The 20,946-nt window shown below is 73.0% G+C and carries 14 protein-coding genes; 10 read left to right on the plus strand and 4 right to left on the minus strand.

The genetic code is table 11. The features are described 5' to 3' along the window. Positions 1–98 precede the first annotated feature (98 nt). On the minus strand, positions 99–1,265 hold the full coding sequence (locus tag QM641_RS11005; protein ID WP_415116398.1) for a polysaccharide deacetylase family protein: 1,167 nt from the start codon (positions 1,263–1,265) through the stop codon (positions 99–101). Between the two features lie 614 nt (positions 1,266–1,879). Next, the gene (locus QM641_RS11010; protein ID WP_415116400.1) at positions 1,880–3,271 is read right to left on the minus strand and encodes an NAD(P)/FAD-dependent oxidoreductase; all 1,392 of its coding nucleotides are present in this window, start codon (positions 3,269–3,271) and stop codon (positions 1,880–1,882) included. 185 nt (positions 3,272–3,456) lie between these two features. Between QM641_RS11010 and QM641_RS11015 the strand changes: the two genes are divergently transcribed. From QM641_RS11015 to treZ, 6 genes are all read left to right on the plus strand, one after another. Further along, positions 3,457–4,929 carry a glycoside hydrolase family 32 protein gene (locus QM641_RS11015; protein WP_415116402.1) on the plus strand — a complete coding sequence of 491 codons (1,473 nt, stop codon included), beginning with the start codon at positions 3,457–3,459 and terminating at the stop codon, positions 4,927–4,929. Positions 4,930–4,999: 70 nt separating this feature from the next. Further along, a complete protein-coding gene (locus QM641_RS11020) occupies positions 5,000–5,890 on the plus strand; it encodes a carbohydrate kinase family protein (protein WP_415116404.1) in 891 nt (296 codons plus the stop codon). Between the two features lie 116 nt (positions 5,891–6,006). Further along, positions 6,007–6,531: a glutaminase gene (locus QM641_RS11025; RefSeq protein ID WP_415116406.1), complete on the plus strand. Its 525-nt coding sequence runs from the start codon at positions 6,007–6,009 to the stop codon at positions 6,529–6,531. 261 nt (positions 6,532–6,792) lie between these two features. Then, positions 6,793–9,000 (plus strand): glycogen debranching protein GlgX, encoded by a 2,208-nt coding sequence (gene glgX, locus QM641_RS11030; protein WP_415116408.1) that lies wholly within the window; start codon positions 6,793–6,795, stop codon positions 8,998–9,000. Between the two features lie 19 nt (positions 9,001–9,019). Beyond that, on the plus strand, positions 9,020–11,374 hold the full coding sequence (gene treY, locus QM641_RS11035) for a malto-oligosyltrehalose synthase (RefSeq protein WP_415116410.1): 2,355 nt from the start codon (positions 9,020–9,022) through the stop codon (positions 11,372–11,374). Further along, on the plus strand, positions 11,371–13,125 hold the full coding sequence (gene treZ / locus QM641_RS11040; RefSeq protein WP_415116412.1) for a malto-oligosyltrehalose trehalohydrolase: 1,755 nt from the start codon (positions 11,371–11,373) through the stop codon (positions 13,123–13,125). The genes treY and treZ overlap by 4 nt, the downstream gene beginning before the upstream one ends. Before the next feature lie 300 nt (positions 13,126–13,425). Here treZ and QM641_RS11045 read toward each other — a convergent pair whose 3' ends face one another. Then, complete coding sequence (locus tag QM641_RS11045) at positions 13,426–14,151, minus strand: glutamine amidotransferase-related protein (protein WP_415116414.1); 726 nt, start codon at positions 14,149–14,151, stop codon at positions 13,426–13,428. A 139-nt stretch (positions 14,152–14,290) separates the two neighbouring features. On the opposite strand from QM641_RS11045, the gene QM641_RS11050 reads away from it, so the two are divergent. The 4 genes from QM641_RS11050 (at position 14,291) to QM641_RS11065 (ending at position 19,744) form a co-directional block, all read left to right on the plus strand. Further along, positions 14,291–14,911: an RNA polymerase sigma factor gene (locus QM641_RS11050; RefSeq protein ID WP_415116416.1), complete on the plus strand. Its 621-nt coding sequence runs from the start codon at positions 14,291–14,293 to the stop codon at positions 14,909–14,911. Beyond that, positions 14,908–15,375: a hypothetical protein gene (locus QM641_RS11055; protein WP_415116418.1), complete on the plus strand. Its 468-nt coding sequence runs from the start codon at positions 14,908–14,910 to the stop codon at positions 15,373–15,375. The genes QM641_RS11050 and QM641_RS11055 overlap by 4 nt, the downstream gene beginning before the upstream one ends. Positions 15,376–15,454: 79 nt before the next feature. Continuing rightward, positions 15,455–17,089, plus strand: coding sequence for a S8 family peptidase (locus QM641_RS11060; RefSeq protein ID WP_415116420.1), 1,635 nt, complete (start codon positions 15,455–15,457; stop codon positions 17,087–17,089). A 168-nt stretch (positions 17,090–17,257) separates the two neighbouring features. After that, complete coding sequence (locus QM641_RS11065) at positions 17,258–19,744, plus strand: CHAT domain-containing protein (RefSeq protein WP_415116422.1); 2,487 nt, start codon at positions 17,258–17,260, stop codon at positions 19,742–19,744. Between the two features lie 268 nt (positions 19,745–20,012). Here the strand turns inward: QM641_RS11065 and QM641_RS11070 are convergent, their stop codons facing one another. After that, positions 20,013–20,780: a LysR substrate-binding domain-containing protein gene (locus tag QM641_RS11070; RefSeq protein WP_415116424.1), complete on the minus strand. Its 768-nt coding sequence runs from the start codon at positions 20,778–20,780 to the stop codon at positions 20,013–20,015. Between the last annotated feature and the right edge of the window lie 166 nt (positions 20,781–20,946).

Here is a 20,946-nt window from a genome sequence, read left to right on the forward strand (position 1 = left end):
CGGGGGATAGGGGGTGGGGGCCGGGCGGCGCCGGGCGGGGCCGGCGGGGACCGGGCGGGGCCGGCGGGGCCGGGCGGGGCCGGCGGGGGGCCGGGAGATCAGCCGATCAGGGCGGCGAGATCCTGCACCGTCATGCCGTAGTTGATGCGGATGCAGGGGAGCGCGAGCTTGTCGCTGCCGATCGACACGTAGCCCTGCTCGATGGTGCGGGCCATGTCGAAGCCGGCATCCGCCACGCCCTGCTTCGCGGTGTCGTTGTAGTGCCCGTACGGGTACGCGACGACCTCCTTCACGCCGCCGAGCACCTGCGCGGAGGTCTCCAGGTCCGCAACGATCTGCTCGAGCGACCAGTTCACGATGCGGCCCTGGCCGTTCTCGCCCGCGGAGTGCATGTCGTGCGTGTGCGAGCGCTTGAGCACGTACGGGGTGAGGTCGGGGCCGGCGCCGTTGATCGTGATGACGAACGACGTCGTGAGCACCTTCTCCTTCTCCACGATCGGCACGGCCAGCTCCAGCCACGACGAATCGGCATCGTCGTCGGTGACGATGACCGAATGCCGGGGCAGAAACAGGTCGCCGTCGATGTACGCGCTGAGCTCGTCCCAGGTCGGCAGGTAGAACCCCTGCTCGGCGATGTAGTGCAGGTGCGCCTCCCAGTCGCCGATGTAGACGTAGTTGCCGCGCAGCCAGTTGTCCTCGCCCTCCGGCTTGGTCGTGAACTGGTGGTACATGAGGATCGGGACCTCGGCGTTCTCGGCCGCGTCGGCCTCGGGCGTGGTCCACGCCGCGTAGACGGTGCGGAGCCGGTCGGTGCACGCGACCTCCTTGGAGCCGTTGATGCGCCCCGGGATGGCCAGCGCCGCGGCATCCTCCGGAGTGTCGTACCAGCCCGCGAAGACCGAGCCCTCCCGGTGCGGGATCGGCAGCTCGTCGTAGAGGAGCCCCTGGGTGCGCAGCACGGGCTCGTCCGCGATGTCGTCGCCGCTGAACGAGATGGCGCACGCCCGCGGGTCGTCGGTCGTGGCGAGGAGCCGATGCGCGGCGTCGTCCGGCTCGGGGGTCGGCTCGGCAGAGGGCGTGACGGATGCCGTGGGCGAGGCCGACGGCGCGGGTGCAGGCAACGCCGACCGGCCCACCCAGCGCGGGAGCACGATGACCGCTGCGACGATGAGCGCGACCAGCAGTACGGCACCGGCCAGCGCCGTGCCGCGCGCCCTCGCGCTCATGCCGCCCGTGCGTCGACGGCTCTGCCGCGTGCCGGACATCGCCCACCTTCCCGGGCCCCGCGATGGCGCCAGCCCCGACGATCATCATCGCACCATGACTGGGGGATCCGGCGCGGGGCGTGGCGGGGTTTGGCGGGGTGCGGCGTCCGCTGGGTTGGCGCGTATGGTCGCGGTGGCGCCGGTGGGCGGCAGGATGCGCCAGGTTTGCGGGGTGTGGTGGGTTCGGCGTCCGCTGGGTTGGCGCGTATGGTCGCGGTGGCGCCGGTGGGCGGCAGGGTGGGCCAAGTCTGCGGGCTGGGGCGGGGCGGACGTCCTGCTTACAGGGCGAATCGCCGCGGCGGCGGCCTGCGCAGCCCGATCAGCGCGTTCGGCCATGTAAGCGGGACGGCGGGGCGGGGCGCGGGGTGAGGTGAGGGTCGCGGGGTTTGCTGGGTTTGCGCGTATGGTCGCGGTGGCGCCGGTGGGCGTCGGGATGCGCCAGGTTTGCGGGCTGGGGCGGGGCGGACGTCCCGCTTACAGGGCGAATCGCCGCGGCGGCGACCTGTGTGGCCAGATCGGGGCGTTCGGCCATGTAAGCGGGACGTCGGGGCGAGGCGAGGCGCAGCGGCGGCGCAGCGGGGCGCGGGGATGCCGCGGGGCGCCGCGGCATCCGGTTACGAGTCGAAGCCCATGCCGACGGCGTCGAGGGTCTTCAGCAGCAGGTTGCGCCGGCCGCCGTCGTGGTCGGCCCGGTCCATCGCCCACCGCGTCGCCGCCACGCCCATCGAGGCGGCCGGCTCGGGTGGGAACGGGATCGGCCGCTCGCGCACCATGGCCAGCTCCGTGCGCTCGGTGTCCTCGCCCGAGAGCAGGTCGAGCATGACGTCGGCGGCGAAGCGGGATGCCCCGACACCGAGCCCCGTGAATCCCAGGGCGTACGCGACCGCCCCCTTGCGCGCGGTGCCGTAGAAGGCGCAGAAGCGCGAGCACGTGTCGATCGCCCCGGCCCACTTGTGCGTGAACTGCAGCCCCTCCAACTGCGGGAACGTCGTGAAGAAGTGGCTCGCGAGCCGCTCGAACGACTCCGGCCGATTCTCGTAGCCGGCGCGGATGCGGCCGCCGTAGTGGTACACGGCGTCGTAGCCCCCGAACAGAATGCGTCCGTCGGCACTGCGCCGGTAGTAATGGAACTGGTTCGCGAGGTCGGCGAGCCCCTGCCGCTCGGCCCAGCCGATCTCGGCCCATTGCTGGTCGGTGAGCGGCTCGGTCATGAGCACGTAGTCGTAGACGGGCACCGTCATGAGGCGGTTGCGTCGCAGCAGCGACGGGAAGGCGTTCGTCGCGAGCGCGACCTGCTGCGCACGCACCGTGCCGTGCTCGGTGCGCACGACCGGCCCGTCGCCCAGTGCGCGCACCGGCGAGTGCTCGTAGATCTCCACCCCGAGGTCGACCGCGACGCGGGCGAGCTCGACGGCGAGCTTGGCGGGGTGCACCAGCGCGCAGTCGTCACGCGACCACAGCCCGCCGAGATAGGTGGGGGAGCCGACCTGGGCGCGGACGGCATCGGCGTCGAGAAAGCCTTCCTCGCCGGCGATCCAGTCCAGCTGGTGCGGCTCGACGGCCACCGCGAGCTGGCCGGTGCGCTCGAACTCGGCATCGAGCTCATAGCGGTCGACCGTCTCGCCGATGGCGTCGAGGTTGGCCCGCCCGAGCCGTTCGAGCTGCTCGAGCTCGTCCGGCCAGCGGTTCGCCCCGTTCTCCTCGCCGTGGGTGAGGCTCGCCTCGCAGAATCCGCCGTTGCGTCCGGATGCCGCCCACCCGATCGTGCGCGCTTCGACCAGGATCACGCTCCGGTGCGGGTCGCGCTCCTTGGCGCGCAGCGCCGTCCACAGGCCGGTGTAGCCGCCGCCGACCACGACGAGGTCTGCGGTGACCTCCCCGGTGAGCGTCGGATGCCGCGGCCGCTCGAGCCCGTCGAGCCAGAACACGCTCTGGCGCGTCGCGGAGAGGCTGTGCCGCACGACCGAGACCGGGGCCGGCCGGCGTTCGAAGACCGTGGTTCCCACGGCTATCACGTCCTATCGTGTGGTTCCTGGCGGCATCGGCCGCAACCTCACTATGTCAGATCCTCTCCGACCGGCACAGGCATCCACGCCTGACACGTGTGAGGTTACGGCCCTCCCGTGACATGATCGGTACCACGACCAGGCCGCCGTGCCGCCCGCCCCGTTCAGAGGAGCCGTGACCGACAGTGGATGCCACCACGACACTCGCCCTGCCGCACGTCCATTTCGCGCCGGCGCAGAACTGGATGAACGACCCCAACGGTCTGGTGCACGTCGACGGGGTGTACCACCTGTTCTTCCAGTACAACCCGTTCGGCGCCGAGCACGCCCACATGAGCTGGGGACACGCGACCAGCACCGACCTCCTGCGCTGGACCGAGCACGGCGTGGCCATCCCCTGTCGCGACGACGAGGAGATCTACTCCGGGTCGGCCGTGGTCGACACCGACAACACGAGCGGACTGGGCGCCCCCGGCGAGGCGCCCATCGTCGCGATCTACACGAGCGCCGCGCGTCCCAGCCGCCTCCAGCGGCAGTCGCTGGCCTACAGCACCGACGGCGGCCGCACGTGGCAGACGTACGCGCACAACCCGGTGCTCGACCGCGACTCGCTGGAGTTCCGCGACCCCAAGGTCTTCCGCTGGACCGGCGGCGACGACCAGTACTGGGTGATGGTGGCCGTCGAGGCCGCCGACCGTCAGGTCGTGCTCTACCGCTCGGACGACCTCATCTCGTGGCGCCTGCTGTCCACCTTCGGCCCGGCCGCGGCGGTGGGCGGCGTATGGGAGTGCCCCGACCTGTTCCCGCTGGCCGTGGACGGCGACCCGAACGACGTGCACTGGGTGCTGCTGGTGAGCCTGTACCCCGGCGGCAAGGCGGGCGGCTCGGCGACCCAGTACTTCATCGGGACCTTCGACGGCACGCGGTTCCACTGCGATGCCGAACCGGCATCCGATCACGACGCCCGCTGGCTCGACCACGGCCGCGACTGCTACGCCGGGGTGACCTACTCGGGTCTGCCCGACGACGAGCGCACCCTGATCGCGTGGATGAGCAACTGGGACTATGCGCGCGTCACGCCGGCGGTGCCCAGCCGCGGGGCCATGACGATCCCGCGGCGACTGAGCCTCACCCGCGGCCTCGACGGCACGTTGCGTCTGCGTCAGGAGCCGAGGCTCCCGGCCGCGCTCCCCGCCGCAGAGGCTTTCGCCGACATCGAGCTGGACACGCCGTGGCTCGTGCCCGCCGCACTCCCCGAGGCCGCACTGGTCGAGCTGTCGGTGCGCTTCGAACGGGCCGAGGGGTTCGCCGCGCGCATCCGGCACGGCGAGGCGGGACAGGACGGCGTCGTGATCCGCGTCGAGCGGGGCGTGCTCATGGTCGACCGCACGCAGGCGTCGGGGCAGTGGCATCCGTCGCTCGCGAGCGTGGAGGTGGCGCCGCTGACCGGCGACCACCGCGTCGACCTGCGGATCGTGCTGGACCGCTCGTCGATCGAGGTCTTCGCCGACGACGGCACGACCGTCGTGACCGAGCTGGTCTACACCGAGCCGGGGGCCGACGCGATGACCATCGAGCCCCTGCGCGGCCCCGCGCTGGTGGAGTCGCTGAGCATCGTGGATCTGACGGCCGTCGGGGCGAATGCGGCACAATCGTGATCATCGTCGAGGTCGTCGAGTCGGAGGTCGGGTCCATGGGCGTTGAGTCGAGTCGTATCGGGGTGTCGTCGTGAGGGCCGGGGTGATCGGCGAGGCGCTCGTCGACGTGCTGCCCGACGGCCGGGCGCTGCCGGGCGGGTCGCCCATGAACGTCGCGGTCGGGCTCGCGCGCCTCGGCCACGACGTCGAGTTCGCGACCGACCTGGGCGTGGACGGCTACGGCACACTCGTGGCCGAGCACGTCGCTGCCGCGGGCGTGCGGCTCGTGGCGGGCTCGGTCATGGCGGGCGCGACCTCGGTGGCGCGCGCGACCCTCGACGACGAGGGTCGCGCCTCGTACGAGTTCGAGCTGCGCTGGCAGCCGCCGGCGCCGCCCACGGCCGGCCTCGACCTGCTGCACACCGGCTCGATCGGGGCGATCCTGCCCTCTGGCGCCGAGGTCGTGGCCGCAGCGCTGCGCGAGGCCCGCGCGGGCGGGGTGCTCGTCTCGTTCGACCCGAACGTGCGGCCCGGGATCATGGGCGCCCGCGACGAGGTACTGGGCCGCGTGGAGGAGCTGACGGCATCCGCCCACATCGTCAAGCTGAGCGACGAGGACGCCGAGTGGCTCTACCCGGGGGTCGACCCCGCCGACGTGCTCGATCGGCTGCTCGCGGCGGGCGCCTCGGTCGCCGTCGTGACGCGCGGCCCGGACGGGTGCCTGGCCCGCACCGGCACGACCGAGCTCGCCCTGCCCGCGGCGCCCGTCGTCGTCGCGGACACCATCGGCGCCGGCGACGCGTTCATGTCGGGCTTGCTGCACGGGGTCGCGACGACCGGCTCTTCCTCCGCGATCCGTGGCGGGGAGGACTTCGACCTGGCGACGGTGCTGCAGACGGCCCTGGCATCGGCGCGCGTCGCCGTTTCGCGGCCCGGCGCCAACCCGCCGTGGCCCGAGGAGCTCGCCGCGGCGCGCGGCTGAGCCCGACGGGCCCCGGCCCCGCGAGCCCCGGGCCTCGGCTCTCATGTGCGCATAACTCAGGCAATTCGCCGGTTCGCCGGGTCTGGAGGGGCTCTGCCACGTGTTCTGCCTGAGTTATGAACAACTCCCCGCCGATCCGAGGCGAGCAGCAGGGCAGGATGGAGCTCGTGGGCGGGCACGGGAGGGTCGACGAGCTGTTCGCGCGGGCGCGGCGGCGCCTGGCCGGGCGGCCCCGCGAGGCGCTCGGCGAGCTCGTGCTGCCGCGACGGGTGCTGGGCGTCGGTCGTGCGCCGCGCATCGTCCCGGTCGGCGAGGCGTGGCACATCGGGGTGCTGCTCCTCACCGACGACGAGGTGCTGGCCACCGGCGAGATCCTCCGCGCGCGCGAGGAGGTGCGCCGCGGCTACCCGGCCCAGTCCCAGCGCGAGCGCGCGGAGCTCGCCGCCGCGGCCTTCCGCGGCGGGTTCGCCGAGGGGCAGGTCGTCCACCTCGGCTGGACGCGCCTCGAGCCGGATGCCGTGGCCAGGGGCGAGGCATCCGGCCCGCTCTCGCTCGTGGACGGCGTCGCGCACGTGCGCTGGAGCCCGACCGCCGCGCCGCGGCCGCTGGTGGACTACCTCGACGACCAGCTGTCGCTGTGAGGGAGGGTGCGGCCGTACGAGCTCCCACGCCCGCGCGCTCGGTTGGCGACACCATTCTGCGCGGGTGCCGTTGCGCACACGGTGTCGGCGCCAGTTCCCTGCGATGGCGCCACATATTCGTACGGGCTGAAGCAGGAAGGTGTCGCCAACAGTGCAGGGGGGTGGGTGCGGGGGTGGTGCAAGGGGGTGGGTGAAGGAGGGGCTCCCGGCAGGCTCGAAGCCCGAGCAAGTAGGGTTAGGCACGTCGCAGGGGAGGTCCACATGCAGGTCTGGCCGGGGTCCGCCTACCCGCTCGGCGCATCCTTCGACGGCAGCGGCACGAACTTCGCCCTCTTCAGCGAGGGAGCAGACCGGGTCGAGCTGTGCCTGTTCGACGACGACGGCGCCGAGACGCGCGTCGAGCTGCGCGACGTCGACGCCTACGTGTGGCACGCGTACCTCCCGAGCGTGCAGCCCGGGCAGCGCTACGGCTATCGCGTCCACGGGCCCCACGACCCGCGGAAGGGCCTGCGGTTCAACCCGAACAAGCTGCTGCTCGACCCGTACGCCAAGGCCGTCGACGGGCAGATCCGGTGGGGCCAGCCGGTCTTCGGGTACGACTTCGGCGCGCCCGACTCGCGCAACGACGACGACTCCGCCGCGCACATGATGAAAGGCGTCGTGGTCAACCCGTTCTTCGACTGGGCGGGCGATCGGCGTCCCCGCACGCCCTACGCGGGCACGCTCATCTACGAGGCCCACGTGAAGGGCCTCACCAAGCTGCATCCCGAGATCCCCGAGGAGATCCGCGGCACCTACAGCGCTCTCGCCCACCCCGCGATCATCGACCACCTCACCAAGCTCGGCGTCACCGCGCTCGAGCTCATGCCGGTGCACCAGTTCGTCGACGACTCCACCCTGCAGGAGAAGGGACTGTCGAACTACTGGGGATACAACACCATCGCGTTCTTCGCTCCGCAGAACACCTACGCCGCCTCCTGCGCCGGAGGGCACCAGGTGCAGGAGTTCAAGAACATGGTGCGCACGATGCACGCCGTCGGCATCGAGGTCATCCTCGACGTCGTCTACAACCACACCGCCGAGGGCAACCACCTCGGCCCCACGCTGTCGATGAAGGGCATCGACAACGCCGCGTACTACCGGCTCGAAGCCCGCGACCGGCGCTACTACACCGATTACACCGGCACCGGCAACAGCCTGAACGCAGGGAATCCGCACACGCTGCAGCTGATCATGGACTCGCTGCGCTACTGGGTGCTCGAGATGCACGTCGACGGGTTCCGCTTCGATCTCGCGGCGACCCTCGCGCGCGAGTTCTACGAGGTCGATCGCCTCGCGACGTTCTTCGAGCTCGTGCAGCAGGACCCGGTGGTCTCGCAGGTCAAGCTCATCGCCGAGCCGTGGGACATCGGGCCCGGGGGCTACCAGGTGGGCAACTTCCCGCCGCAGTGGACGGAGTGGAACGGCAAGTACCGCGACACGGTGCGTGACTTCTGGCGCGGCGAGCCGGCGACGCTCGGCGAGTTCGCCTCGCGGCTGACCGGCTCCGCCGACCTGTACGAGCACTCCGGGCGGCGGCCGGTGGCATCCATCAACTTCGTCACCGCGCACGACGGCTTCACCCTCCGCGACCTCGTCTCGTACAACGAGAAGCACAACGAGGCCAACGGCGAGGGCGGAAACGACGGCGAGTCGCACAACCGCTCCTACAACCTCGGCGTGGAGGGACCCACCGACGACCCCGCCATCCAGACCCTGCGCGCCCGCCAGCAGCGCAACTTCCTCGCGACGCTGCTGCTGAGCGAGGGTGTGCCGATGATCTCGCACGGCGACGAGCTGGGCCGCACTCAGCGCGGCAACAACAACGGCTACGCACAGGACAACGAGCTGACCTGGGTGCACTGGGATGCCGCGGACCGGCCCCTCATCGAGTTCACGGCGGCGCTGTCCCGGCTGCGCCGCGAGCATCCGACCTTCCGGCGCAGCCGCTTCTTCGACGGACGCCCCGTCGTGCGGGCGGAGGGCGAGCCGGTGCCCGACCTCGTGTGGCTGCGCCCCGACGGCACGGCGATGCGTCCGGACGACTGGGACTCCGGCTTCGGTCGCGCGATCGGTGTATTCCTCAACGGGAATGGAATCCGCGAGCGCGACCGGCGCGGGCGGCGCATCTCCGACCGTCACTTCATCGTGCTGTTCAACGCCGGCGACGACGCGGTCGTGTTCACCATCCCGGCAGCCGAGTACAGCCCGCGGTGGGAGGTGCTGATCGACACCAGCGCCGCGCACACCGGCGGCGCGCCACTGGACGGCGGCGACGCGCTCGCCGTCGCGGCGAAGTCGCTCGTGCTGCTGGTCGAGTACGAGCCGCCTGCGCCCGACATCGACCACTCCGTCGCGGCGTCGCTGGCCGCCCTGACCCAGCCGATCGACCAGATCCAGGCGCCCGCGGTGACCGATCCGCCCGACTGAGCACGTGAGGAGAGCACCGATGGCGGACCACCCCGTCTCCACCTACCGACTGCAGATCCGTCAGGCATTCGACCTGGATGCCGCGGCCGAGGTCACCGGCTACCTCCGCGACCTCGGCGTCTCGTGGGCCTACCTGTCTCCGATCCTGCAGGCCACCAGCGGCTCCGACCACGGCTACGACGTCGTGGACCCGACGCGCGTGGACGACGCGCGTGGCGGCCCGGAGGGGCTGCGCCGGTTCGCAGCGGCGGCGCGCGCCCATGGCCTGGGCATCCTCGTCGACATCGTGCCCAACCACCAGGGCATCGCGCGCCCCGAGGAGAACCCGTGGTGGTGGGACGTGCTCCACCGCGGGCGCGCCTCCGCGCACGCGGTGGCCTTCGACATCGACTGGGAGTTCGGCGACGGCACCGTGCAGCTGCCGCTGCTGGGGGCCGATCTCGACGAGGTCCTCGCCCGGCGCGAGCTGTCGGTCGAGCCGCATCCCGTCCACGGCGGCGTCGCGCGCTACTACGAGCTGACGCTGCCGCTGGCGGTCGGCACGGCACCCGCCGAACGGACCGACGACCCGGATGCCGTGCGCGAGGTCTTCGCGCGACAGCACTGGCGGTTGCGGTACTGGCGGGACGAGGCATCCGTGCTGAACTTCCGCCGTTTCTTCGCGGTCACGAGCCTGGCCGGCGTGCGCGTGGAGGTGCCCGAGGTGTTCGCCCAGACCCACGCCGAGATCGTGCGGTGGCTGCGCGAGGGGCTCGCCGACGGGCTGCGCATCGATCACCCGGACGGCCTGGCCGACCCCGGCGGGTACCTGGAGCGGCTGGCGGAGGCGACCGGGGGCGCCTACGTCGTCGTGGAGAAGATCCTCGAGCACGGCGAGACGCTGCCGGCCTGGTGGGAGACCGACGGCACCACCGGCTACGACGCGATGGCCGAGATCGACCGCGTGCTCATCGCGCCCGGCGGCGCCGCCGCCCTCGGGGCGCTGGACACCGTGCTGCGCGGCGAGGAGGTGGGCTATGCCGACCTCATCCATGCCGCAAAGCGCATGACCGCCGACTCCGTGCAGGCGCCCGAGGTGGCGCGGCTCGTGCGGTGCCTGCCCGCCGACGTGCGCGAGGTGCTCGGCGACGACGTCGCCCGCGACGGGCTCGCCGAGCTCCTCACGTGCTTCCCGGTCTACCGGGCCTACCTTCCGGCGGGAGCCGAGTACCTCGACCAGGCCGTCGCCGAGGCGACCGAGCACCGGCCCGACCTGGCCGGGGCCATCCTCGCCCTGGCTCCGCTCCTGGCCGAGCCGGGCACGGAGCTGTCCCGCCGGTTCATGCAGACCACCGGCCCCGTCATGGCCAAGGGCGTCGAGGACACCGCCTTCTACCGCTACACGCGTCTCGGGTCGCTCACCGAGGTGGGCGGCGATCCCTCGGTGTTCTCGCTCGACGTGGCGGGCCTGCACGACGCCTTCACCGCGCGGCAGGCGCGGTGGCCGCACGCGATGACGGCGCTGTCGACGCACGACACCAAGCGCGGAGAGGACGTGCGCGCACGTCTCGCGGTGCTCGCCGAGGTGCCCGGTCGCTGGATCGAGGTGCTCGGCGAGCTGCGTGCGGTCGCCTCCAGCGGGCACGGCCCGTTCGACAACCTGCTCTGGCAGGCCGTCGTGGGCTCGTGGCCGCTCACGCCCGACCGGCTGCACGCGTACGCCGAGAAGGCGGCTCGGGAGGCCGACGACCTCACCGGCTGGTCGCATCCCGATGCCGAGTTCGAGCACCGCGTGCACGAGGTGGTCGACGCCGCCTTCGGCCCGGCGCGCGGCCTCGTCGAGGCCTTCGTCGCCGAGATCGCCGGTCTCGGCTGGTCGAACTCGCTGTCGGCGAAGCTCCTCCAGCTCACCGGTCCCGGCATCCCCGACGTGTACCAGGGCTCGGAGATGTGGGAGACGTCGCTCGTCGACCCGGACAGTCGCCGGCCGGTCGACTTCGACGCGCGCCGGTCTCTGCTCGCGCGCATCGACGGGGGCTGGATGCCGCCGGTCGACGCCTCGGGGGCGGCCAAGCTGCTCGTGACCTCGCGCGCGCTGCGCCTGCGCCGCGACCGGCCCGACCTGTTCACGCGGTACACGCCCATGACAGTCGTGGGCGCCGCCGCCGAGCACGCGATCGCGTTCGACCGCGGCGGGGCGCTCGCGGTGACCACGCGTCTGCCGGCGGGCCTTGCCGCCCGCGGCGGGTGGGGAGACACGCTGCTCCTGCGCCACAGCGGCGAGACCGTGGACGTGCTCACCGGGCGGCGCTTCCGCGGCTCTCAGGTGCCGCTGGCCGACCTCCTGTCGATCTATCCGGTGGCGCTGTTGGGCCCGGCGGGGGGCCCGGAGTGACCGGCCGGCCGGGGCGTGCGGTCGAGGTGTGGGCGCCGCGCGCGCAGCGTGTGCGCCTGCGTCGGCCGGGACACGCCGACGTGGAGCTGGCCCGGGCCGAGGACGGCTGGTGGGCGGCTCACATCGCGCTCGCGCACGGCGACGAGTACGGCTTCGTGCTCGGCGACGGCGAGCAGGTGCGGCCCGATCCGCGGTCGCGGAGGCAGCCGCGGGGCGTGCACGAGGCATCCGTCGTCGACGACCCGTCGAGGTTCGGCTGGACGGATGCCGCGTGGACCGGGCGCCAGCTCGCCGGCGGGCTCGTCTACGAGCTGCATGTCGGCACCTTCACACCCGAAGGAACTCTGGATGCCGCTATCGGCATGTTTCCGCACCTGGTCGCGCTCGGCGTCACGCACGTCGAGCTGCTGCCGGTGGGCGCGTTCAACGGGGAGTGGAACTGGGGGTACGACGGCGTGCTCTGGTACGCCGTGCACGAGGCCTACGGCGGGCCGGAGGGCTACTGCCGGTTCGTAGATGCCGCGCACGGCATGGGGCTCGCGGTCGTGCAGGACGTCGTCTACAACCACCTCGGCTCGGTCGGCAACTACCTGCCGGAGTTCGGTCCGTACCTGCGCGAGGGCGAGGGCAACACGTGGGGGGCGAGCGTGAACCTCGACGAGCCCGCCGTGCGCGCGTACATCCTCGACAACGTGCGCATGTGGTTCGAGGACTTCCACGTCGACGGGCTGCGGCTCGACGCGGTGCACGCGCTGCGCGAGTCGGGCGAGAGCCCTGTGCACATCCTCACCGAGATCGCCGCGGCATCCGACGCGGTCAGCGCCCACGTCGGGCGCCCGCTCACCCTCATCGCGGAGAGCGACCTGAACGATGCGGTCATGGTGCTGCCGCGCGAGGCCGGCGGCCACGGGCTGACGGCGCAGTGGTCGGACGACTGGCACCACGCGGTGCACGTGGCCCTCACCGGTGAGACCACCGGGTACTACGCGGACTTCGCCGCCCTCGACGCCCTGCCGAAGGTCTGGACGCGCGGATTCTTCCACGACGGGACCTACTCGTCGTTCCGAGGGCGCGACCACGGCGCGCCGCTGCCGGTCGAGGTGCCGGCGTGGCGGCTGGTCACCTACGCGCAGGACCACGACCAGGTCGGCAATCGCGCCACCGGCGACCGGCTCTCGGCCACCCTGTCGGCCGACCGGCTCGCGGTCGCGGCGGTGCTGACCCTCACCGCACCGGGAACGCCGATGCTCTTCCAGGGCGAGGAGTGGGGTGCGACCACGCCCTGGCAGTTCTTCGTGTCGGGGCTCGACGATGCGCTCGCCGAGGCCACGGCCGCCGGGCGCATCGCCGAGTTCGCCCAGCTGGGGTGGGACCCGGCGGTGGTGCCCGACCCGAGCGACCCGGCGACGTTCGCCCGCTCGAAGCTCGACTGGGCCGAGGTCGATGCGCCGGAGCACGCACGGCTGCTGGACCTGTACCGCCGGCTCGCGCGCCTGCGGCGGGAGCGGCCGGAGCTGACCGATCCCGACCTCGCGGCGCTGTCGGCCGAGGCGTTCGAGGCGCCGGGCGGCCGCGTGTACGCGCTCGGGCGCGGGGCGGCGCGAGTGCTCGTCAACCTGTCCGCGGCGCCGTGGGAGGTCGAGCGCCGGCCCGGCGACGAGGTCTGGCTCGCGACGGCCGAGCCGGCGGCGGGCGCGGAGACCATGGTCGTTCCGCCCGATGCGGCCGTGGTGGTCGGGCCCGCGGGGTAGGCGCCGGGGCCCGGGGCGGGGCCGGGGGCGGCCGGGGCCCGGGGCGCGGGGCTCGGCGCCCTGCGCGGGGTCGGGGTGCCGGCATCCTGCACCGTCTCGGTCTCGACCCGGTCTCGGGCCCGCACGAAGTTCGGAGTCTTGCGCGAACTTCGGAGGATTTGGCCGGAATCGTCCGAACCTCGCGCGATTCTCCGAACTTCGTGAGACGGGGGGTGGCTAGCCGGCGGCGCGCAGCGGGCGGGGACCGGCGCGCAGGGCGGCGGAGCCCGCGTAGGTGGGGGGCGGGCGGGCCCGCGCGGGTCAGAAGGCGCGGGCGAACGCGCGCAGGATGCGGTTGGGCTCGGTGACGGATGCCGCGAGCACCTCGCCCGCGATGCGCTCATAGTCGCTCGCCGCGAAGTAGCCGTCATCGCGGTACACGGCCATGCGCTCGGTGAACGCGCGCGTCGTGGGCTCGGGATGGAACTGGGTCGCGTAGAGCCGGTCGCCGACGCGGTAGGCCTGCACCGGGCATCCGGCGTTCGTCGCCAGCAGCGCCGCCCCCCGCGGAGCAGCGGCCGACCCCTCCTTGTGCGCGGTGAGCACCGTGAAGGCGGGCGCGAGGCCGCCGAACAGCGGGTCGCGGCGCCCCGCGTCGGTGAGGGAGACGGTCGAGGGCCCGGTGTCCTCCGGGTACCCGCGCGTCACGCTGCCGCCGAGGGCGCGCGTGACCACGCCGATGCCGAAGCACGTGAACAGCGCCGCGGTCTCGGCGGTGGCCGCGCTCCGCGCGATGCGGGCGAGCTCGATCTCGATGCGGCGCTGCACGTCGGTCTTGGTCGACTCGGGGTCGGTGACGTTGAACGGGCTCCCGCCCACCATGAACCCGCGCCACCGCTCGAACGCGTCGTCGGGCAGCGGCGCGCGCACGAGGTCCCACTGCTCCAGCTCGCCCGGCTCCAGGTGCGCCGCGGTGCGGAACGACTCGTACTCGGCGGCCGCCGCGCCCTGCTGCGGGCGCACGCAGACGTAGACGAGCGAAGCCATGGCGCCGATTCTAGGCGGGGCTCCGGACCAGGTCGAGCCGGTCGTGTCACACGGCCGGCGGGCCCGTGAGACGAGTTCCACACACTCTGTATCAGCAGCGCCCTAGCCGCCTCTTGTCCGTGTGGCCAGAATAGGAACCGTGACGGCGATCGACCCGGCGGACACCCGTTCCGACGACGACCGGGACGATGGGCCCGGTCGCTGGGAGCGCGCGACCGAGGCGTTCGTACAGTGGCGCGGCGGAGACGCCCGGGCGATGGACGAGCTCGTCCGTCTCATGACCCCGGTGCTGTGGCACGTCGTGCGCGCGTACGGCATCGACCATGCGCTCGCCGAGGACGTCGTGCAGACGACATGGGTGACGCTCGTGCGCAGGCACGAGTCGATCACCGACGAGCGGGCCGTCGCCGGATGGCTCATGACGTGCGCGCGCCGCGAGGCGTGGCGTTCGGGTCGGGGACAGCGTCGCGCGAACCCGACCGACAACGAGGTGCTCGAGGCGCACCTGCCGATCGGGGAGTCGGCAGAGCACGTCGCGCAGCTCTCGGAGCGCGACAGCCACCTGTGGGCGTCGGTGCGCAAGCTCGACGCGCGATGCCAGCGGCTGCTGCGCATCGTCGCGTTCGACGAGCGCCCGGACTACGCCCGCATCGCCACCGACCTCGCCATGCCGGTGGGGTCGATCGGCCCGACGCGGCAACGCTGTCTGGTCAAGCTTCGGAGCCTCCTGGAGGGGGCCGGATGGGGGAGAGAACGATGAGCACGAACGATGAGCACGTGGTGGATGCCGCGCTGTTCGCCCGGCTGAGGTCGGTGTGGGAGACGGTGGACCCGATGCCGGTCGACCTTGTCGACCGCATGGTGGCCACGATCGCGGTGGAGGACCTCACGCGCGAGTACGCGCTGCTGACCCTCGTGGAGGGGAGCCTGCAGGCGGTGCGCAGCGACGCCGAGACGCTGACGGTGCAGTTCAGCGACGGGACGACGAGCGTGCTGCTGCACGTGTCGGCCAACGAGAACGGCACGCGCCGCATCGACGGCTGGGCGGATGCCCCGGTGCTGGCCGTCAAGCTCCTGCACGACGACCACGAGGCCGCTGCGGAGATCGGCGACAACGGCCGGTTCGCGTTCGACGACGCCCGCCCCGGCATCTCGCGCCTGCGTCTCGCGGTGCGTTCGGGCGACGGCATCCGCGAGTTCCAGACGCCCCTGTTCGAGGTGTGACCCGGACAGGATGCGCGGTCGCGATCCCCCACGCGACCGTGACATCGATGCCGCGTGAGCGGCGGTGACGAGGAGAGAAATGACCGACCTTCCCCCGCAGGACTCCTCCCGGACCCCGACCTGGCGTGCGCGCTACGATGCTGCGCGCGCCCGCGGCGTGCCCCTCGACCCGAAGAGCGAGCCGGTGGCCGGCGTCACCGCCTACCCGACCCAGTACGCCACCGACCATCTGCTCATCTCCGCCGCCGACGAGGCGCTGGAGGCCATGCTCGCCCGGCTCGGCGAGGCCGCGGCCGACTTCGGCTGGGGCGTGCGGCTGCAGAACCTCGACGGCACGCCGCTGGAGCTGGCCGAGGCATCCGCCCGGATCCGTCGTGCGCGCGAGGAGCTCGATCTGCCGACGATCCACCGCGTCGCGATCGTGCCCGACCCGAAGGACGACCGCGACGACCAGCCCGTGCCGCCCATCGACGCGTGGCGGCTGCTGCAGCGCGCCCGCGCGCGCGGCGGCAAGGAGCTGCCCGGGGTGAGCCTCGACCACGTGCTGACGCTCGACCCGTTCACCAGTACGAACCCGTTCACGAGCACGAATCCGTTCACGAGCACGAATCCGTTCACCAGCACGAACCCGTTCACCAGCACGAATCCGTTCACGAGCACCAACCCGGTGTTCGCCTACGCGGTGCCCGGCAGCGGAGGTCGTCAAGCCGTCGATTACGTGGGACCTGCCCCCCGCGAGCGCGTGGTCGCTGCGGGCGGGCGCCGCCCGACCGTCGCGGTGCTCGACACCGGCTGCGGCGCGCACCCGTGGCTCCCGGACGGCATCGTCACCCGCGCGCCGATGTTCGACGGCAAGCCGATCGGACTGCACGATCGGGCGACCGACCCGGAGGTGGACGGCGATGTGGCGGGCCCCTTCGACGGGGCGCTGGACGACTCGGCCGGTCACGGCACGTTCATCTCCGGCATCGTGCGCCAGGTGTGCCCCGACGCCGAGATCGTCGCCGTCCGCGTGGCCGACAGTCAGGGGACCGTGCTGGAGGGCGATTTCATGCTCGCCGTGCGCACGCTCGTGCGGTGGGCGGTGGCCGACCCGGCCGACGGCGGCCGACCGATCGACGTCATCAACCTGTCGCTCGGCTACTACCACGAGACCCCCGAGGACGGCCTGTTCAACGACACGCTGAGCGAGCTGCTGGCCACCGCGCGCCGCTACGGGTGTGCGGTCGTGTGCTCGGCGGGCAACGACGCGACCGACCGCCCCTCGTACCCGGCGGCGCTGTGGAACTGGCCGGGCTCGGAGAACCCGGTCGACGACCCGGTCGACGGCGCGCCGCACCTGGCGGTCGGGGCGCTGAACCCCAACCGGGCGTCGGTCGCGCTCTACAGCAACATCGGCGACTGGGTGCACCTGTACGCACCGGGAAGCTCCGTGCTGAGTACGATCCCCGCGTTCAACGGGGGCGCCCAGGCCTCGGTGCGCAGCGACGAGTACGGCATGCGGCGCGAGACGATCGACCCCGACGACTTCACCGGCGGGTTCGCCCTGTGGAGCGGGACGTCGTTCGCGGCGCCGTTCGTGTCGGCCTCCCTCGCGGCGGCGCTGGTCGCACCGCTCATGAGCGGCGACACGGTCGACCTCGACGAGCGCGTCGGCCTGCTGCAGGAGGCCGCCAAGGCACTCATCCACGCCTGGTCGCCGCCCGCCGCGTAGCCGGCGGCGAACCGGGCCGGCGAGGCCGGCCGGGCTGGCGCGCCGGGCGCGCATAACTCAGGCAATTCGTGCGGCAGGAGGCTGTTCGGGGCGCGTGGCGTGCGTTCTGCCTGAGTTATGCGCAGCGGCCGGCGGGCACCGGCGGCGCGGATGCGGGATGATGGGGGCGTGGCGAACAGTCCCGAAGAGCTGCATCGCCGCGCGGTGGAGCTGTGCATCCACGGCCGGTACGCGATGGCCACCCGCACGCTCGATCGGGCCTGGGCGGGCACCGACGACCCCGACCTGCGTGCGCGCGTCGCCGGCACGCGGGCCGTCGTGCTCCAGCACGCCGGCCGCTCCGGAGAGGCCGAGCAGCTGTGCCGCGAGGCGCTCGCCCAGCAGGGGCTTCGCCCGCATACCCGCGCGGTCCTTCTCGGCCAGCTCGGCACGCTGGCGATGCTCGGCGGGCGGCTCGACGAGGCCCACACCAGCCTCGGGCACGCGATCCACGAGCTCGACGGCGATGACGTCGCCGCGGCCCGCCTGCGCATGAACCGCAGCGTCGTGAGCCTCCAGCTGCGTCGGCTCGACGAGGCCGCGGCCGACCTGGAGGTGGCCGCGGACACCTTCTCGCGCCACGGTCTCACCGCCGACGAAGGCCAGGCGCAGCACAATCGTGCGTACATCCAGCTGCTGCGCGGCGACCTCGTGCAGGCCCTCACGCAGATGGCCGAGGCCCGCGCGGCGCTGCCGGGTTCCGCCGTCGTGGGCGCCGTGGCCGACGTGGACCGCGCCGAGGTGCTGCGCGAGGCGGGACTCGCGACCGAGGCGGAGCGGATCCTGGAGCGGACGGCATCCGTGTTCGGTGCGCATCGGATGCCGGCATCCCGTGCCGAAGCCGAACTGCAGCTCGCGCGTTCTCTGCTCACGCACGAGCCCGCGCGTGCACGGCGGGTCGCGGCCGCGGCCGCGCGGCGCTTCCGCGGCGTCGGCAACGACGCGGGGGCTGCGCGCGCCGACGCGGTGCGCCTGCGTGCGGAGCTCGGCGACGTGTCGTTCCCGCGCCTGGAGAGCGGGCGCAACCCGGCACCGGTGCGCCCGCCGCGCCCGCACGAGGTCGAGGACGTCGTCGCCGCCCTCGTGGCCCAGGGCCTGCGCACCGAGGCGATCGGCCTGCGCATGACGTACGAGCTGTGGCGCGCCCGCAGCGGCAAAGACCGCACCCCGGCGCCGCTGCGGGTGCCCGCCGGTGCCGCGATGGACGTGCGCCTGCTCGCCCACGAGGTGCGCGCGGCCCGTGCGCTCGCCGCGGGTCGCGAGGCCCGCGCCCGCCGCCACGCGGCCGAGGGGCTCGACATCCTGGGCCGGTGGCAGGACTCCTTCGGCAGCATCGACCTGCAGACCTCGATCGCGATGCACGGCGACGGACTCATCTTCGCCGGCCTGAGCTCGGCCGCCCGGTCGCGGCGACCCGACGTGCTGTTCGAATGGTCGGAGCGCGCCCGGCACCTGAGCCAGCAGGTCGTTCCGCTCCGCCCTTCGCCCGACCCCGACCTGGCCGCCGACCTCGCCGAGCTGCGCATGCTCCGCGCCGACGGCGCCGACTGGCGAGCGAACCCGCGGGCCGCGCAGATCCGCCGGCGCGCCCGGGAACGGCAGTGGTCGGCAACCGGCGCGACCGCCTTCCAGGTGCGCGCGACCCTCGCCGAGCTGCGCGCAGGTCTCGGGACCGGCACGGCGTTCGTGTCGTACGTGTTCACCGGGTCGGAACTGGTCGTGCTCGTCGTCACCGACGCGACCGCCCGCGTCGTCGCCCTCGACCGGTGGCCGGCGGTGCGCCGCGCCATGCCCGGACTGCGCGCCGACCTCGACATGGCGGCATCCGTCCGCAGCGGTCCGCTTGCGCAGGCCGTCGGCCGGTCGCTCGGCGATCGGCTCGCCGCCCTGTCGACCGCGCTCCTCGACGACGTCGTGGCCGTCACCGGCGACCGCCGGATCGTGGTGACCGCGCCGGGGGTGCTCAACGGCATCCCGTGGGCGATGCTCCCCGCGATGGCGGGGCGTCCGTTCACGGTCGCGGCCTCGGCGACGCGGTGGCTGCGTGCGCACGAGACGGATGCCGTTGCCTTTCGTTCGGTCGGCTTCGCGGTCGGGCCGCGCGTGGCCCGCGGCGCCGAGGAGGTCGACGCGGCGGCGACCGCGTGGGCGCACGGCTCGACGGCGCAGACGCGCGTGCTCCACGAGGCATCCGTCGACGACGTCGCCGCGCTCGCCGGTGAGGTCGACGTGCTGCATGTCGCCGCGCACGGGCGCCACGCCGTCGACAACCCGATGTTCTCCGGTCTGGAGATGTCGGACGGGACGCTGTTCGGCTACGACATCGATCGGATGCCGCGGGTGCCGCACACGGTCGTCCTGTCGGCGTGCGAGGGCGGACGCTCCTCGGTGCGGTGGGGCGAGGAGGCTGTGGGGATGACGCGCATCTGGCTGCACGCGGGGGCGCGCTGTGTCGTGGCGACCCCCGTCATCGTCGCGGACGACGTCGCGTGCGAGCTGCTCGGCGCGATGCACGCGGGCCTTGCGGCCGGGCGGGAGCCGGCCGTCGCGCTTGCCGACGCCGCGCTGCGCACGGGCATCGTGGCGCCGTTCCAGTGCCACGGATCGGGCTTCTGAGGTTTTTCCGCGGCGCGTGTATCAAGGGCCCGGTGCCTGACTCTTCAGGGGTGGGACGACAGGTGACTTGGGGCCACCGACGCTGACAGGACTGGGGTTCAGCACTCGTCCCGGAGGCGGGAACAGAGGGTGGTAACGATCACCCGGGCCGGTGGTACTGGGGGCCACCGGCCCCTCTCTGTCTCCGGCGGTGACTCAGTCCGTGTTTCCGGTCGCCGCTGCGTCTCTGGCCGCTGCTCAGGCTGTGTCTCCGGCCGCCGCTGCGGGCCTACGCGGACCGGGACGAGTTCGCCGTCCGGCCGCGGACGATCCCGACGAAGGTCTCCACGAGCGGTGTGGTCGCCTCGATCGGCCACGCGAGAGCGACGGTCGAGACCGGTCCGTCGGCCAGCGGTCGTACCGCGGTGTCGCGGCGGTGGTGCAGGCGGGCCAGCGACATCGGCACGACCACGACGCCGACGCCGGTCGCGACGGTGGCGACGGCCTCCTCGGTCGTGGCGGGCTGCTCGAACGCGGGCGCGACCGCGCCGGCGACCTGCACGGCCAGCACGTCGTCGCGCGGCGTGATGACGAGCTCGCCGGCCAGGTCGGCGAGCGTGAGTTCGTCGGCGGCGGTCAGGTGCGAGTCCGACGCGCACACGACCACGGGCACCTCGTCGTAGAGCGCGATGGCATGCAGTCCGTCGCGGTCGAGGGGAAGCCGCACGAGCGCGGCGTCGACGGAGCGTTCGACCAGCGCCCGCCGCTGGTCGGCCGTCGCGAGGGGGATGAGCTGGAGCTCGACCTGCGGCATCCGCTCGTGCCAGCGGTCGATCCAGGTGCCAGGGGTGGCGCCCGGGATGGCCCCGAGGCGGAAGGGTGTCGTGGCGGAGTTCTCGGGAGCGCTGTCGCGGGGCCGGGTCTTGGCGGGTCTCGTCCCGGGGTGCGGGGGCGCCTTCTCGCGTTGGGGCGCCTTGTCGCGCTGGGGCGCTCCGGTCTTGCGGGCGGGCCGTCTCCCGCGTGCGCCGGCGCGCCCAGCTCCGCCACGCGCACTCATGTGCCCAGGTTACCCACGCCCGCCGACGGGGGCGCGGCAGGATGCGTCAGGTTTGCGTGGCGGGGTGGGCGTCGTTGCCTTGACTTGGCGCGTATGGTCGCGTGACGGGCCGGGCGCGGCAGGATGCGTCAGGTTTGCGTGGCGGGGTGGGCGTCGTTGCCTTGAC

Source organism: Microbacterium sp. (genome assembly GCF_047605725.1).
Classification (GTDB): Bacteria; Actinomycetota; Actinomycetes; order Actinomycetales; family Microbacteriaceae; genus Microbacterium.